The organism is Limnohabitans sp. Jir72, from assembly GCF_003063575.1.
GTDB lineage: Bacteria > Pseudomonadota > Gammaproteobacteria > Burkholderiales > Burkholderiaceae_C > Limnohabitans_A.
Genome location: NZ_NESC01000015.1, coordinates 25,931 through 39,569, shown reverse-complemented (window position 1 = coordinate 39,569; position 13,639 = coordinate 25,931). Strand labels below are relative to the sequence as shown.

General features: G+C 61.4%; 14 protein-coding genes. 3 read left to right on the top strand and 11 right to left on the bottom strand.

All coding sequences use genetic code 11. The features are described 5' to 3' along the window. Positions 1-16 precede the first annotated feature (16 nt). Positions 17-247 (bottom strand): hypothetical protein, encoded by a 231-nt coding sequence (locus B9Z52_RS16405; protein ID WP_108414940.1) that lies wholly within the window; start codon positions 245-247, stop codon positions 17-19. Between the two features lie 101 nt (positions 248-348). Between B9Z52_RS16405 and B9Z52_RS16400 the strand changes: the two genes are divergently transcribed. The 3 genes from B9Z52_RS16400 (at position 349) to B9Z52_RS16390 (ending at position 3,927) form a co-directional block, all read left to right on the top strand. Beyond that, positions 349-1,566 (top strand): pyridoxal phosphate-dependent aminotransferase, encoded by a 1,218-nt coding sequence (locus B9Z52_RS16400; protein WP_369907947.1) that lies wholly within the window; start codon positions 349-351, stop codon positions 1,564-1,566. 9 nt (positions 1,567-1,575) lie between these two features. After that, the gene (locus B9Z52_RS16395; protein ID WP_108414924.1) at positions 1,576-2,346 is read left to right on the top strand and encodes an IclR family transcriptional regulator C-terminal domain-containing protein; all 771 of its coding nucleotides are present in this window, start codon (positions 1,576-1,578) and stop codon (positions 2,344-2,346) included. A gap of 66 nt (positions 2,347-2,412) precedes the next feature. Continuing rightward, positions 2,413-3,927, top strand: coding sequence for a S41 family peptidase (locus B9Z52_RS16390; RefSeq protein ID WP_108414923.1), 1,515 nt, complete (start codon positions 2,413-2,415; stop codon positions 3,925-3,927). Positions 3,928-3,965: 38 nt separating this feature from the next. On the opposite strand, the gene B9Z52_RS16385 is transcribed toward B9Z52_RS16390, so the two are convergent. From B9Z52_RS16385 to B9Z52_RS16340, 10 genes are all read right to left on the bottom strand, one after another. Further along, entirely contained in the window at positions 3,966-4,943 is a 978-nt protein-coding gene (locus B9Z52_RS16385; protein ID WP_108414922.1) for an SDR family oxidoreductase, read from the bottom strand. Beyond that, positions 4,940-5,866, bottom strand: coding sequence for a bile acid:sodium symporter family protein (locus B9Z52_RS16380; RefSeq protein ID WP_108414921.1), 927 nt, complete (start codon positions 5,864-5,866; stop codon positions 4,940-4,942). Before B9Z52_RS16380 ends, B9Z52_RS16385 begins: the two co-directional genes overlap by 4 nt. Before the next feature lie 21 nt (positions 5,867-5,887). Further along, on the bottom strand, positions 5,888-7,198 hold the full coding sequence (locus B9Z52_RS16375; RefSeq protein WP_108414938.1) for an NAD(P)/FAD-dependent oxidoreductase: 1,311 nt from the start codon (positions 7,196-7,198) through the stop codon (positions 5,888-5,890). 8 nt (positions 7,199-7,206) lie between these two features. Next, complete coding sequence (locus tag B9Z52_RS16370) at positions 7,207-8,013, bottom strand: SDR family oxidoreductase (protein ID WP_108414920.1); 807 nt, start codon at positions 8,011-8,013, stop codon at positions 7,207-7,209. A 310-nt stretch (positions 8,014-8,323) separates the two neighbouring features. Continuing rightward, the gene (locus B9Z52_RS16365; RefSeq protein WP_108414919.1) at positions 8,324-9,061 is read right to left on the bottom strand and encodes an ABC transporter ATP-binding protein; all 738 of its coding nucleotides are present in this window, start codon (positions 9,059-9,061) and stop codon (positions 8,324-8,326) included. 1 nt (position 9,062) lies between these two features. Continuing rightward, a complete protein-coding gene (locus B9Z52_RS16360) occupies positions 9,063-9,866 on the bottom strand; it encodes an ABC transporter ATP-binding protein (RefSeq protein WP_108414918.1) in 804 nt (267 codons plus the stop codon). Next, positions 9,859-10,869, bottom strand: coding sequence for a branched-chain amino acid ABC transporter permease (locus B9Z52_RS16355; protein WP_108414917.1), 1,011 nt, complete (start codon positions 10,867-10,869; stop codon positions 9,859-9,861). The genes B9Z52_RS16360 and B9Z52_RS16355 overlap by 8 nt, the downstream gene beginning before the upstream one ends. A gap of 7 nt (positions 10,870-10,876) precedes the next feature. Continuing rightward, positions 10,877-11,740 carry a branched-chain amino acid ABC transporter permease gene (locus B9Z52_RS16350; RefSeq protein WP_108414916.1) on the bottom strand — a complete coding sequence of 288 codons (864 nt, stop codon included), beginning with the start codon at positions 11,738-11,740 and terminating at the stop codon, positions 10,877-10,879. Between the two features lie 93 nt (positions 11,741-11,833). Further along, complete coding sequence (locus B9Z52_RS16345) at positions 11,834-13,027, bottom strand: ABC transporter substrate-binding protein (protein WP_108414915.1); 1,194 nt, start codon at positions 13,025-13,027, stop codon at positions 11,834-11,836. 178 nt (positions 13,028-13,205) lie between these two features. Continuing rightward, a complete protein-coding gene (locus B9Z52_RS16340; RefSeq protein ID WP_108414914.1) occupies positions 13,206-13,610 on the bottom strand; it encodes a RidA family protein in 405 nt (134 codons plus the stop codon). Positions 13,611-13,639: the final 29 nt, after the last annotated feature.

Genomic DNA, 13,639 nt, shown 5'->3' with positions numbered 1-13,639 from the left:
CGCTCCTGCAGGTGATTCAGTAGCCGTAACCTTCGCAGGCACCCGCATTGGGGCGGCCTTTGCATTCGCGCGCCAGGCGCTTGTCGCGTTCGGCCCGGGTTTCGGCGGGGCCTCGGTCGATGGCTTGCCTGGGGGCTTTTTTGCGGGACACGCCGGTGGATGCAGCGGACGCCGTGGACGGGGCCAGGCTGCAGGCGAGGAGGGCGGACAGCAATCCGATGAGCAGCGCTGCGCGGTGGTGTTTCATGGGGTCTCCCTGACGTGTTGTTGTGCTGCCCATGATAGGCAGCTGATCAAATTTCGCAAGCCATGCGCGGCGGTGGCGCTGGCAGAAGTTAGGATGAAGGCATGAACAACATTGCCCCACCTTTCATGCGCCAGACCGTGCTCGATCTGGAAGAGTCCCGCATCCGGGAAGTGGCCAACGCGGGCATGGGCCGCCCCGATGTGTTGGCTTTTTGGTTTGGCGAGTCCGACGAGGTCACGCCCGACATCGTGCGTCAGGCCGCCATCGATTCCATGCAAGGCGGCGAGACTTTCTATTCGCACAACCTGGGCCTGCCCGAGTTGCGCCAAGCGGTGGCCGACTACATGACGGCCCTGCACGGCCACATTGGCGTGGACCGCATCGCCATCACCTCGGGTGGCGTCAACGCGCTGATGTTGACCGCGCAAGCCCTGATCGACGCGGGCGACGAGGTGGTCGCCGTCACGCCGGTGTGGCCCAACCTCACGGCACAAGCGCTGGTCATGGGGGCGCATTTGAAGTGCGTCTCGCTGCGCCCCGTGGCTGGCCAGTGGCAGCTGGACATGGCCGCGCTCAAAGCGGCCATCACGCCCGCCACCCGAATGCTGATTGTCAACTCGCCCAACAACCCCACGGGCTGGACATTGAGCCGCGCCGAACAAGCCGAGATCCTGGCGCATTGCCGCAGCACCGGTACCTGGGTGCTGGCCGACGAGGTGTACGAGCGCCTGTATTACGACACCGACACGGCCAACGGCTGCGCGCCGTCGTTTCTGGACGTGGCCGAGCCAGATGACCGCCTGGTGGTGGTCCACAGCTTTTCCAAGAGCTTCTTGATGACCGGCTGGCGCCTGGGCTGGCTGGTGATGCCGCCCGCCATGACCCCCCACATGGGCAAGCTGATCGAGTTCAACACCTCGTGTGCCTCGGTCTTCACCCAGCGTGCGGGTGTGGTGGCTTTGCAAAATACCGCTGCCATCACGCCCCGCGTGGTGGCGCACCTCAAAGCCTGCCGCGACACCTTGGTCCCCTTGCTGCAAGCCGTGCCAGGCGTGCAAGTGGCCCCAGCCAAAGGCGGCATGTACGCGTTTTTCAGACTCGAAGGCCACCCCGACTCGGTGGCCACCGCCAAGCGCTTGGTGGCCGAAGCCGGTTTGGGCCTGGCCCCCGGCGAAGCCTTTGCCTCTGAGGCCGCAGGCTGGCTGCGCTGGTGCTTTGCCTCGAAAGATTTGGTGCGTCTTGCGCAAGGCGTGGAACGCTTGCGGGCTTGGTCGCTCCAGAATGGACGGGGCTCTGAGCCCGTCGATTCAACCATTTGAAAAGCAGCTATGCCCATTGCCAAAGCAGATTACATCGAAGGCCTGGCCAAAGGTTTGTCCGTTTTGGAAGCCTTTGATACCGAGCGGCAGCGCTTGAACGCCACGCTGGCCGCCCAGCGCACCGGCATCACCCGTGCTTCGGCGCGGCGGCATTTGCTCACGCTGGCAGAACTGGGTTATCTGGAGACCGACGGCAGCCATTACTGGTTGTCTGCCCGGGTGTTGCGCTTTGCGGGCAGCTACATGGCCACCTCGCGCTTGCCACGTGCCTTGCAGCCCACGCTCAACCGGCTGGCGGTGCAAACGCAGGCCTCATTTTCGGCGGTGGTGCTGGACGGGGATGAGTGCGTGATCGTGGCACGCAGCGCTGGCGTGGCCGAGCCTGTGCGTCATCTGGCCTATGGTTTGCACTTGGGCGCACGTTTGCCGGCGCATGCCACGTCCACTGGGCAGGTGTTGTTGGCCAATTTGCCCGAGTCGGACTTCAACGACTGGCTCAAGGATCGTGTTCTGGCGCGCATCACGCCGCAGACCGCTGTGGGCATGGCGGCCTTTCAATCCATCATCGCTCAGGTGCGCGCACAAGATCACGCGCTGTCACGCGATGCCCATGAGCTGGGCATCCATGCCCTGGCCGTTCCCTTGCGCAACATGCAGGGGCGCACATTGGCGGCGCTCAATGTGGTGAGCACGCCAGAGCAGTTGACCGAAGCCGCTGTGCAGCGCAAGTGGTTGCCTTTGCTGCTGGAGGCAGCGCGAGAACTGAGGCCATTGCTTTGATCTTTAAATGATTGATTCATCATTCATAATGAGTACTTTTAAATCAACTTTTGATTTGAGGTGTTCATGCGCGCTTATGGGACTGTTTGCTGCTGGGTGGTGCTGGCGCTGGCTGGATGTGGTGGTGGAGGCGGAGGCGGCACAGCCGAGGTGAAGCCAGAGAAAACTTCCACCGAGTTGGCTCAAATCTGTTCAGTGGACAATATTTTGTCGGGTGATGCGTCCACAGCGACCCAAAAAGGCACATTGGCCGACGAGCGAAACTGGGTCAAAGCTTACCTGCAAGAGCGTTATTTTTGGTACAAAGACATCCCGGCGGTGAATGCCAGCGATGCCCAGTTCAACCTGAGTAATGGGTCAGCTTGGCAGAATTTTGCAAATTCGCTGAGCAATTATTTCTATGCCCAGTTGACCCCCAAGCGCACAGCTTCCGGGGCGGCCGTCGATAAATTCAGCTTCGTCCAGGGTACGTATTCTTGGAATCAGTTTTCACAAGGAGCGGAGTTAGGGTACGGGTGGTTGCTCAGTGAGCAAGGCAGCGGGTCTGCACGCCGCATTTGGATCTCTCATGTTTTCCCCATCAACCAAGCCGGATTTGCAGCGCAAACAGGCCTCAAACGGGGAGATGAAATCGTGGGTGTTGATGGTTATGCGGTGAATGTGACTGCCAACGCAACATCGGTTGATCGTGTGCTGACCCCTGCTGTTGCAGGCACACACAGTTTTCTGGTCAAGCGCCAGGGCCAAACAAACACAGAAACAGTTTTCTTGACGGCCAGCACCACTGTTTTGCCACAGGCAGAGCACAAGGTGGTGACCGATTCGCAGGGGGTGAAGTGGGGCTACCTGCTTTTTAATGCGCATGTGGAATCAGCCCAAGCCCCATTGCTGGCCGCCTTGAGCGATTTCAAGACGCAGAAAGTCGATCAACTGGTGGTGGACTTGCGCTACAACGGTGGGGGCTACTTGGCTTTGGCCAGTGCTGTGGCTTATGGCGTGGCGGGACCTGTTCGCACGCAAGGCAAAACCTTTGAAACGGTGCGTCACAGTGACAAGCGGACTTCGGAAGATGAAAGTTTGCCTTTTTACAGCGCGGACATGGATGGCAAAGCCATCGAGTCTTTGAGCTTGTCCCGTATCTATGTTCTCACCACGGATCAAACCTGTTCAGCCAGCGAGTCCATCATCAATGGCTTGCGTGGCGTGGATGTGGAGGTTGTGCAAATTGGTGGCACCACTTGTGGCAAGCCTTATGGGTTTGTGCCTCAGGACAATTGCGGCATCACCTATGCTGCCATGGAGTTTGAGGGCGTGAACAACAAAGGTCAGGGCGGGTATGCCGATGGCTTTGTGCCTCAGTGCGCTGCGTCAGATGACTTGTTGCATGCACTTGGGGACCCCGGTGAAGCCATGTTTGCTACGGCCATTTCACGCCATCGCGGTTTGGCTTGTCCATCGGTCGCTGCATCGCTGGCGCTGGGCAGCACGGGTTTAAGCGGACTGGGGACCGGCGCGCGAAAACTGATCCGCCCTGAATGGCAAAGAGGCAAAATTGTGACGCCATACCGCCCTGGCGCTTGAGCCCGATTCCTGTCAGTTGAACGCTTGATGTGGCCAGTTCAGCCAGGGTGCTTGTTTTTCACTCTGGCAAATGCGTCAAATGCTTGTGCACTGGTCTTGGCGGGCGTGTAGCCAAAGCGGGTCTTGAGCGCTGTGTTCAGCAGCACCGGCCGGTAGCGCAAAAAGTCGAGTTGTTCGGGGCCGTAGCGGCTAAGCCCCAAGCGGCTGCCCAGCCACAAAGCGGTTTTCAGGAGCCACGCGGGCAAGACGCGGGTGCGCTTGTTCAGGCGCTTGGCAATCGCGAAGATCGTCAGGGCACCGTCACCAGCCAGGTTGAAGCAGCCGTTTGCGGCTTGGCCGCTGAGCGCATGCACGATGGCGCCGGTGACGTCTTCGTCCCAGATGAACACAAAGGGGCTGTCACTGCCTGCAATGGCCAAGAGGCGGGGTTTTTCAAACAAGGCGGTGATTTGGTTGTCGACCCGCTCGCCCAAGATGGTGCCAATGCGCAGCACGGTTTGCTGCAGCTCGGGGTGGCTTTGGCGGTATTGCGCCAGCATCTCTTCGACCAGCCTTTTGTGGTGCGCGTAGGCAAAGCTTTCGTTGCCGCGCAGGGGCATGTCTTCGGTGAGCCAGTCGGGGTTGTCAGCGTGGTAGCCATAGGCTGCGCCGCTGGAAGACACCACGATGTGCGCTACGCCTTGCTGCACGCAGGCTTGCAGCACATTGCGTGTGCCGCCCACATCGACCGAATATTCAAATGCGCGGTTCGAGTCTTTGCCGGGTGTGACGATGGAGGCCAGGTGCACCACGGTGTCGATGCGGTGCGTGGCGAGGGTGCCAGCCAGCGCCGGGTCGCGCACGTCTTGGGTGACGTAGTTGATGTTGGGCAGGCGCTGGGCTTGTGGCACTTCGCGCACGTCGACGGCGATGAGGACTTCGCCCTGGCCGCGTTCAGCCAAAGCGCGCACCAAGCCTTGGCCCAAAAAGCCCGAGGCGCCGGTGATCAGGATCCGGCGGGCCTGTGGGGCGTTCAAACTTGCTTGGCGGCCGGGCCGCCGCTTGTCAGGGGTTGACGGGCCCACCAACCGGCCAGCAGCAAGCCCGCAATGATGTCCCAAAAGCCCCACACGCCGGCCACCACGGCCATGCCACCCAAGCCGTCAAAGAAGCTGAAGATCAACACCAGCCCCAGGCCTGCGTTGCGGATGCCCACTTCGATGGAGACGGCGCGGCAGTCGTAGTCACTCAGGCGGGCCATGCGCGCAATCGACCAACCGGTGCCAAAGGCCAGCGCATCGTGCAGCACCACGGCCAGCAGCACCAGGCCGACATAGTCCAGAAAGTAGCGCCAGTTGCCCGCGATGGCGCCGACGATGAAGCCGATCAGGGCGACAAAGCTGAGGATGCGCAGCGGTTTTTTGAAGCGCTCTGTAAAAACCGGAAAGCGGTGCACACAGGCCAGACCCAGCACAAAGGGCAAGCCGATGATCAAGAGGATGTGCCCAAACATCTGCAGCGGGTCGAGTGCGATGCTGGTCAAGAGCTTGGAGGCCGTGGGGTGGATGCCGCCCCAGAATGCAAAGTTCAGCGGCATGGCCACCACGGAGATGGCGTTGGACACGGCGGTCATGGACACGCTCAGCGCCACGTTGCCGCCAGCGCGGTGGGTGAGGATGTTGCTCACGTTACCGGGTGGGCAGCAAGCCACCAGGATCATGCCCAGCGCGATGCTGGGAGCGGGCTGCAGCACCAGCGTCAGGGCAAAGGTGATGGCCGGTAAGACCAAGAACTGCGCCGCAATGCCTGCAGCAAACGCCACCGGCATGCGCAGCAGGCGGCGGAAATCTTCTACGCGGGTGTCCAGCGCGATGCCGAACATCAAAAAGCCGAGCACGGCATTGAGCACGGCCAGCGAGGCGGGGTTGAAATTCAGGCGTATCTCGTCAACAGGCAGCATGGCGGGCTTTCGTTGAGGGCATCAGCCCAGGGTGGCAGCGGTCTCGCGCATGGTGCGGCGGTAGACCTCTTTGTTCACATAGCAGGACATGCGTTCGAGCTTGAGGTAGTGGTAGCCCCCCGACAGGTCCGGTGAAGGGCCTTGGCGGGCCTGGTTGAATGCTGCCGCTTGGGCCGCACCTTGGTCCAGACCTTTGAAGTAGCGGGCCACCACCTCGGCTTGCTCGGCGCGGCCTTCCCAGCCCAGGCCTGCGGCTTCGACCATGCCCAGCACGGCCAGGCGTTCAAAGCGCGGCGCGAAGATGTTCAGGTACAGCTGCGGCGCCATGCCTTGCCAGTTGAGCAGGCTGTCGTCGATGAAAGGGTAGTGCAGTTTGTAGCCGGTGGCGGCCATGACCAGGTCGTAATCAGCTTGGCTGCCATCCTTGAAGTGCACGGTGTGGCCGTCCATGCGCGCGATGTCGGGGCGCACCTTCACGTCACCATGACCGATGTGGTGCAGGATGAGCGAGTTCACGATGGGGTGGGACTCGTACATCTTGTAGTCGGGCTTGGGAAAGCCAAAGCGCGTCGGATCGCCGGTGAACCATTGGAGCAAAGTGGTGTCGACTTTTTGCTTGAGCCAGCGTGGTAATTTGATCTTGCCCCCCACGCTGTCGGCAGGTTTTCCGAACACGTATTTGGGCACGAAGTAATAGCCCCGGCGTACCGAGATGTCCACGCTTTGGGCGTGGTGCACCGCGTCCACCGCGATGTCGCAGCCGGAGTTGCCTGCGCCCACGATCAGCACCCGCTGGCCTTTGAATTGCTCGGCTTTTTTGTAGGCCGAGGTGTGCATCAGCTGGCCACTGAATTGGCCCGGCCACTGCGGCATGTTGGGCTCGGCCAGGATGCCGTTGGCGATGACCACGCCTTTGTATTCGGCAGTTTCCAGCACGCCCTTGCCCGCATCGATGGTCACGCGCCAAAGGCTGTCGGCTGTTTGGCTGAGCGGCTCGACGCGCACCACCCGCACCCCGAAACGGAAATGGCGTTTCAAGTCGAAGTGTGTGGCGTAGTCCTGAAAGTAGTCCAGCAGTTCGCGGTGGCTGGGGTAGTCGGCCGTGCCTTCGGGCATGGGGAATTCCTTGAACTCCGTCATGTGCTTGCTCGAGATCAGGTGCGCCGATTCATACACCGTGGAGCGGCTGTTGCCGATGTTCCACAGGCCACCCACATCGGTGTGCATCTCCAAGCCCTGAAAGGCCACGCCGTGTTTGCTGAGGGCCCGTGCGGCCGACAGGCCCGATGGGCCCGCACCAATCAGGGCGATTTGTTCGTGTGTCGGGGTCATGCCATGGCTCATGGTGAGGGGGTGTCGAGTCCCGGAATGGGTGTGGCGCCCGCTTGGCCCGCACGCGGCTTGCGCGGCTGGCCCAGCAGGATGCGGTCATGCCATGGGGCGGGCAGCAGTGACAAGGCTTGTGACAGCCAGCCGATGCGCCGAGGCAAAACGATGTGTTCGCGGCCCTGTGCCACGCCTTGCAGCAGTGCGCGTGCAGCGGCATCGGGCTCCAGCAGGCCGGGCATGGCAAAAGTGTTGCCCGCCGTGAGGGGCGTGCGCAGGTAGCCGGGGCTGATGGTGTGCACCGTCAGCGGCGTGGGGCGCAGCTCGGCGCGCAGGCTTTGCAAATACGCGATGAGCCCAGCCTTGCTGGCGCAATACGCGCCGTTGCCCGGCATGCCGCGCCAGCCGGCCACGCTGGCCACGCCGACCAGGGCACCGCGCTGGCCGCGCTCTTGCATCGCACGCAAAAAGGGATGAAGGGTGGTGGCCACGCCCAGCAGGTTGATCTCGAGCATGCGGCGCATGACGGCCAGGTCAGACGCTTCGGCGGTGTCAAAGCCACCGGCCACACCCGCATTGGCGATCACCAGATCGGGCGTGCCCACTTGCAGCCAGTCGCTGGCCACGGCCTGCATGGCGGCAGCGTCAGACACGTCGGGGGTGTAGGTCCGGCAGCGCTCGGGGGCCACAGCCGCCAGCGTTTGCAAGGTGTCGGTGTTCATGCCGACCAGCGCCACGTGGGCACCTTGCTTGATCAGTTGACGGGCCAGGGCCTGGCCCAGACCGCCACATGCGCCGGTGATGACTGCGTTGCGAAACATGCTGTGCTGAATTTGAAAAGCAAAGCGTCCATTTTGGCATCAGACAGCATGTTTGCACGCTGGTGAAGACCCTTGCAGTTTGGGTGGTGAGCGTGTTCCACGCCTATCGCGCACGGGGTGCGCTCCTACAAGGGAAATGTGTTCCACGCCCATCGCGCACGGGGTGCGCTCCTACAAGGGAAATGTGTTCCACGTCCATCGCGCACGGGGTGCGCTCCTACAGGGGAAATGTGTTTCACGCCCATTGCGCATGGGGTGCGCTCCTACATGGGAAATGTAGGAGCCCACCCTGTGGGCGATGCGGTGCTTATCAAACGCCCAGGTGCTGCTCCAGCACGCTGGGGTCGTCATGCAGGGCTTGTGAGGAGCCTTCAAACACCACCTGGCCTTTGACCAGAATCACATTGCGGTCGGTGATTTGGGTGACGTGTTTCCAGTTCTTGTCCACGATGATGGCGCTGATGCCGCTTTCTTTGATGAGGCTGCAGATGCGCCAGATCTCGCGTGCGATCAGCGGAGCCAGGCCCTCGGTCGCTTCGTCCAGGATCAGCACATCGGGGTTGGTCATGAGCGCCCGGCCAATGGTGAGCATTTGCTGCTCGCCGCCAGACAATTGCTGGCCGCCGTGGCCCAAGCGCTCTTGCAATCGGGGGAAGGTCTCCAGCACGCGCTCGTAGGTCCAGTCGCGGGAGCCCGCGCCGCTGGCGGCGCCTGCTCTCGCTTTGCCTGGACGGGCGGCCATCACCAGGTTCTCTTTCACGCTCAGGTTGCCAAAGATGCCCCGGCCTTCGGGCACGTAGGCGATGCCCAGTTGCGCCACTTCAAAGGTGGGGCGGCCATGCATGGCCTGGCCTTTGATGTGCACGGTGCCGCTTTGCGGCGGCACGATGCCCATGATGGATTTGAGCAAGGTGCTTTTGCCCATGCCGTTGCGGCCCATGAGGCCAATGGTCTCGCCCCGGCCCACAGAGAAGTCGATGCCGCGCAGGATGTGGCTGGCGCCGTAATAGGTGTTGAGGCCTTGGGCGTTGATCAAGAGTTCGTTCATCTCAATGTTCCTCACCCATTTTTTCACCCACTTCTTCACCCACTTCTTCACCCAGGTAGGCCGCTTGCACGCTGGGGTCGGCACGCACCACGGCGGGCTTGTCGCTCGCGATCACCTGGCCGTTGACCATCACCGTCAGGTGGTCGGCCAAGGTGAAGATCGCGTCGATGTCGTGCTCGACCAGCATCATGGCGTGGTCTTTTTTCAGGCGCAGCAAGAGCTGCACCATGCTTTCGGCCTCCATCACGCCCATGCCAGCCAGGGGTTCGTCCAGCAACAGCACGACCGGCTCGGTGGCCAGCGTCATGGCAATCTCCAGTTGGCGCTGCTCGCCGTGGCTGGCCGCACCCGCGATGGTGTGGCGGCGGTCTTGCAAACCGGCCAGTTCAATGGCCCGCTCGGCCTGTGCATTGACCGCCGACATGCCCGTTGTGCTGCTCAGCCAACCCAGCGGGTTGAACGGCGAGGGCTGCACCCGCGACTGCGCGGCCAAGCGCACGTTGTCCCAGACGCTGAAGGTGCGGAAGATGTTGGTCTTTTGGTAGCTGCGGCCCAAGCGGTGGCGCGAGATTTTCTCGGGCGTCCAGCCGGTGATGTCGTGGCCGTCGAGCGTGATGGTGCCGCTGGTGGGCGGCAAGTCGCCCGAGAGCAAATTGGTCAGCGTGGATTTGCCCGCGCCGTTGGGGCCGATCACGGCGTGGATGTGGCCCAGCCACAAATCGACGTTGACATCGTTGACGGCGGCCAGGCCACCAAAGCGCTTGGTCAGCTGGCGGGCCGACATCAGGGTTTGGCGTTCACTCATGGCGCGCCTCCTGGCGGGCGAAGATGCTGGAGATCAGGCGGGTGATCAGGCCCAAGATCCCTTTGGGCGCAAAGACGATCAGCGCCACGATGAACAGGCCCATCCACATCTGCCAGTGTTTGCCGGTTTCAAAGTTGCCCACGGCAGGCAGGTCCTTGAAGACGTGCAGGAGCATTTCAAAACTGAAGGCACCGATGATGGCCCCGGCGAAGTTGCCCATGCCGCCCAGGATGACCATCATGATGGCGTGTGCGCTCATGTGAAAGCCCATGAGTTCAGGGTTCACAAAGCCGCTTTGCGCAGCCCACAGGTAACCGGCCAAACCGGCCAGGGCCCCGGCCAAGGTGAAGGCGGCCAGCTTGTGGCTGAACGTGCCAAAGCCCAAAGCGCGCATGCGGTGCTCGTTCACGCGGATGCCCGACAGCGCTCGGCCAAAAGGGCTCCACAGCAGGCGGCGCAAGAAGGCGTACACGCCCACCAGGCAGGCCAGGGTGAAGAAGTAAAACACCTGTTTGTTCTCCAGGTTGATCAGCACGGCATCGGGCTTGAAGTTGAGGAACAAACCATCCGAGCCGCCCAGCGCTTTGTTGTCAAAGAAGAGGAAGAACACCATTTGCGCAAAGGCCATGGTGACCATGATGAAGTAGATGCCCTGTGTGCGCACCACCAGAAAACCGATGATGAGCGCGGCCAGCGCCGAGCCCCCCACGGCCAGCGGCAAGCTGGTGTACAGGCTCACGGGTGCGCCTTCAGGCGTCAAGAAGGCCAGGGCATAACCGGCGATACCGAAGTAGGCCGCATGGCCCAGCGAGACCAGGCCGGTCACGCCTTGCAAGAGGTCCAGGCTCATCGCGAAGATGGCCAAGATCATCATGCGGTTGACCATGTCGACGTAGAAGATGGTGCCTACAAAGGGGAAGGCGATCAGGGCGGCCAGGCCCAGCACGAGCAGCAATTGCACGCTGCGCGGCAGGATTTCCAGATGGGTTTGGGGTGCGCTCATGACGGCCTCACTGTTTGAAAAGGCCTTCGGGCTTGTACAAAAGCACCGCGGCCATGAGCACATACACCAGCATGCCCGACACCTGGGGCAGCAGGACTTTGCCAAAGGTGTCCACCAAGCCCACCAACAGCGCCGCAATCAGTGCACCGCGCACCGAGCCGATGCCACCGATGACCACGACCACAAAGCACATGATCAGTACCTGCGAGCCCATATTGGGGTAGACGCTGGAAATGGGGGCGGCGATCATGCCTGCGATCGAGGCCAAACCCACACCCAGCGCAAACACCACCGCGTGGATCAGGCCGATGTTCACGCCCAGGGCTTCGGTCATTTCGTGGTTGAAGGCACCGGCGCGGATCTTCATGCCCAAGCGGGTTTTGGAGATTAAGAGGTACAGGCCCAAAGCCAACAACAGGCACACCCCCGACATGAACAGGCGGTACACAGGATAAGACAGGGTGTCGGTCAGTGCAATCGAGGCCGACAAGGCTTCAGGGATTTGCACGCCGTGCACATCGTCGCCCCAGAGCATGGAGCGCAGCTCTTCAAACACGTAAATCAGGCCAAAGGTCAGCAGCACCTGGTCCAAGTGGTCGCGGTGGTAGAAGTGTTTGAACAGCAGTTTTTCGAGCAAGAGCCCAAAGACCACCGACAGCACCGTGCCCACGATGATGGCCAGCGTGAAGCTGCCCAGCATGCCCGAGAGGGACCAGGCCAGAAAAGCGCCCAGCATGTAGAAGCTGCCATGCGCGAGGTTGACCACGCCCATGATGCCGAAGATCAGCGTGAGGCCAGCGGCCAGCATGAACAGCAGCAGGCCGTACTGGACGCTGTTGAGCAGCTGGATTGAGAAATTGACGAGGTCCATCGGAGAGGTCTTTGCGAAGCAGGTGTGAAAACGGCGGAACCAGTCCGCCGTTCAGGGGGCAGTGGCCAGTGCTTCACACTGGCCTGCTGTGGCTTACAGGCGGCAGCCAGCGCCTGAGTCAGCCAAGGCTTTGGCAGCGATGCCCAGCACCTTGTTTTCGCCTTTGACCACTTCGCGCAGGTACATGTCCTGCACCGGGTTGTGGGCTTTGCTCATGGTCCACTTGCCGCGCGGGCTGTCGATCACGGCGCCTTCCATGGCTTTGTACAGGGCGGGTTTCTGGCTCAAATCGCCTTTGACGGCGTTGGCACCCTGGATCAGCAGCAAGCCGGTGTCGTAGCCTTGCACCGCATAGACATCCGGTTGCATCTTGAAGGTCTTGGCATAAGCCAAGCGGAAGTCCTTGTTGCGCTTGGTGTCCAGGCCATCGGCATAGTGCAGGGTGGTCATCACGCCTTCGGCGGCGGGGCCTGCGGCTTCGATCACGCCTTCGGTCAGGAAGCCTGAGCCGTACAAGGCGATCTTGCCTTTGAGGCCCGCAGCAGCAAAGTCCTTCATGAATTTGGCGGCAGCGCCACCGGCAAAGAAGCAGGCCACCGCGTCGGGCTTGAGCGCAGCGATTTCGGTCAGCAGGGCCTGAAACTCGACGTTGGGGAAGGGCAGACCCAGCTCCTTGACGATGGTGCCACCGGCTTTGGTGTAGCTGTCGCGGAAACCTTCAAAGGCTTCGTCGCCAGCGGCGTATTTGTGGGTGATCCAGACGGCCTTTTTGTGGCCACGCTTGACCATGGCCTCGCCCAGCGCCATGGTGGGCTGGCTGTTGGAGAAACTGGTGCGGAACACGTTGGGTGCGCACAGGGCGCGGGTGGCTGCGTGCACACCGGCGTTGGGGATCAGGCTGAGCACACCGCTGTCACGGGCCACTTTGTGGATGCCCATTTGCACGCCCGAGTGCACGGTGCCGATGATGACGTCAACCTTGTCGCGTTGCACCAGCTTGTTGGCGTTTTCGATGCCTTTGGAGGGTTCGGATTCGTCGTCGACTTTGAACCATTCGATCTCGCGGCCGCCGAGCTTGCCGCCTTGTTCGTTGATGGCCATGCGCACACCGTTTTCAATGGCCACGCCCAGCTGGGCGTAGGTGCCGGTGTAGGGCAGCATGAAGCCCACGCGGATCTTGCCCGATTGCGCCAAGACGCTTTGGGGCAAGAGCAAACCTGTCGAGGCTGCGCCCACAAGGGCTGCGCCTTGGCTGAGCATTTGGCGGCGGGATGTTGAATGGGTCATGTCAAAGGTCTCCAGTTCCTGTTTTCAATTGGGCGTTGGGGTTTTCCGTCACGCTGATTCAAAGAATAGCGGAAGAAAACAATGAGCTTAATGCGTTATGTTGCATAAGCTGTGGGCGTATCACTAGGTGAATTCCCGAGTGAAATCCTTAAAAATGAAATAAAGCGCATGGGGTCACTCAGGCCGAGGTGTCGGGTACTACTGCGGTGACTTCGATCTCAACTTGGGCGCGGTCTTCCACCAGATCAGCCACTTGCACCAGCGTCATGGCCGGGTAGTTTTTGCCGATGACTTCCTGATAGACCTTGCCCAGCTCCCTGCCACGGGCCAGGTATTCCTTCTTGTCCTTGACGTACCAGGTCATGCGGGCCATGTGCTGCGGGCCTGCGCCTGCGCAGGCGAGCGTGTCGACGATGTTTTGCAGGGCCTGGCGGCACTGGGCCACAAAGTCGTCGGTCTCGAACTGGGCTTGGCCGTTCCAGCCGATCATGCCCGCGACGAACACCATGCGGCCACGCGCTTCGATGCCGTTGGCATAGCCTTTGGCGGGTGCCCAGCCTTCGGGTTGCAAAACGTTGAACATGCTTTTCCTTTGATCAGTTGGGGACAGAG

Coding starts and splice junctions, on each gene's coding strand:
- B9Z52_RS16405 (WP_108414940.1), bottom strand. CDS start 247: ATGAAACACCACCGCGCAGCGCTGCTCATCGGATTGCTGTCCGCCCTC.
- B9Z52_RS16400 (WP_369907947.1), top strand. CDS start 349: ATGAACAACATTGCCCCACCTTTCATGCGCCAGACCGTGCTCGATCTG.
- B9Z52_RS16395 (WP_108414924.1), top strand. CDS start 1,576: ATGCCCATTGCCAAAGCAGATTACATCGAAGGCCTGGCCAAAGGTTTG.
- B9Z52_RS16390 (WP_108414923.1), top strand. CDS start 2,413: ATGCGCGCTTATGGGACTGTTTGCTGCTGGGTGGTGCTGGCGCTGGCT.
- B9Z52_RS16380 (WP_108414921.1), bottom strand. CDS start 5,866: ATGCTGCCTGTTGACGAGATACGCCTGAATTTCAACCCCGCCTCGCTG.
- B9Z52_RS16375 (WP_108414938.1), bottom strand. CDS start 7,198: ATGACCCCGACACACGAACAAATCGCCCTGATTGGTGCGGGCCCATCG.
- B9Z52_RS16370 (WP_108414920.1), bottom strand. CDS start 8,013: ATGTTTCGCAACGCAGTCATCACCGGCGCATGTGGCGGTCTGGGCCAG.
- B9Z52_RS16365 (WP_108414919.1), bottom strand. CDS start 9,061: ATGAACGAACTCTTGATCAACGCCCAAGGCCTCAACACCTATTACGGC.
- B9Z52_RS16360 (WP_108414918.1), bottom strand. CDS start 9,866: ATGAGTGAACGCCAAACCCTGATGTCGGCCCGCCAGCTGACCAAGCGC.
- B9Z52_RS16355 (WP_108414917.1), bottom strand. CDS start 10,869: ATGAGCGCACCCCAAACCCATCTGGAAATCCTGCCGCGCAGCGTGCAA.
- B9Z52_RS16350 (WP_108414916.1), bottom strand. CDS start 11,740: ATGGACCTCGTCAATTTCTCAATCCAGCTGCTCAACAGCGTCCAGTAC.
- B9Z52_RS16345 (WP_108414915.1), bottom strand. CDS start 13,027: ATGACCCATTCAACATCCCGCCGCCAAATGCTCAGCCAAGGCGCAGCC.
- B9Z52_RS16340 (WP_108414914.1), bottom strand. CDS start 13,610: ATGTTCAACGTTTTGCAACCCGAAGGCTGGGCACCCGCCAAAGGCTAT.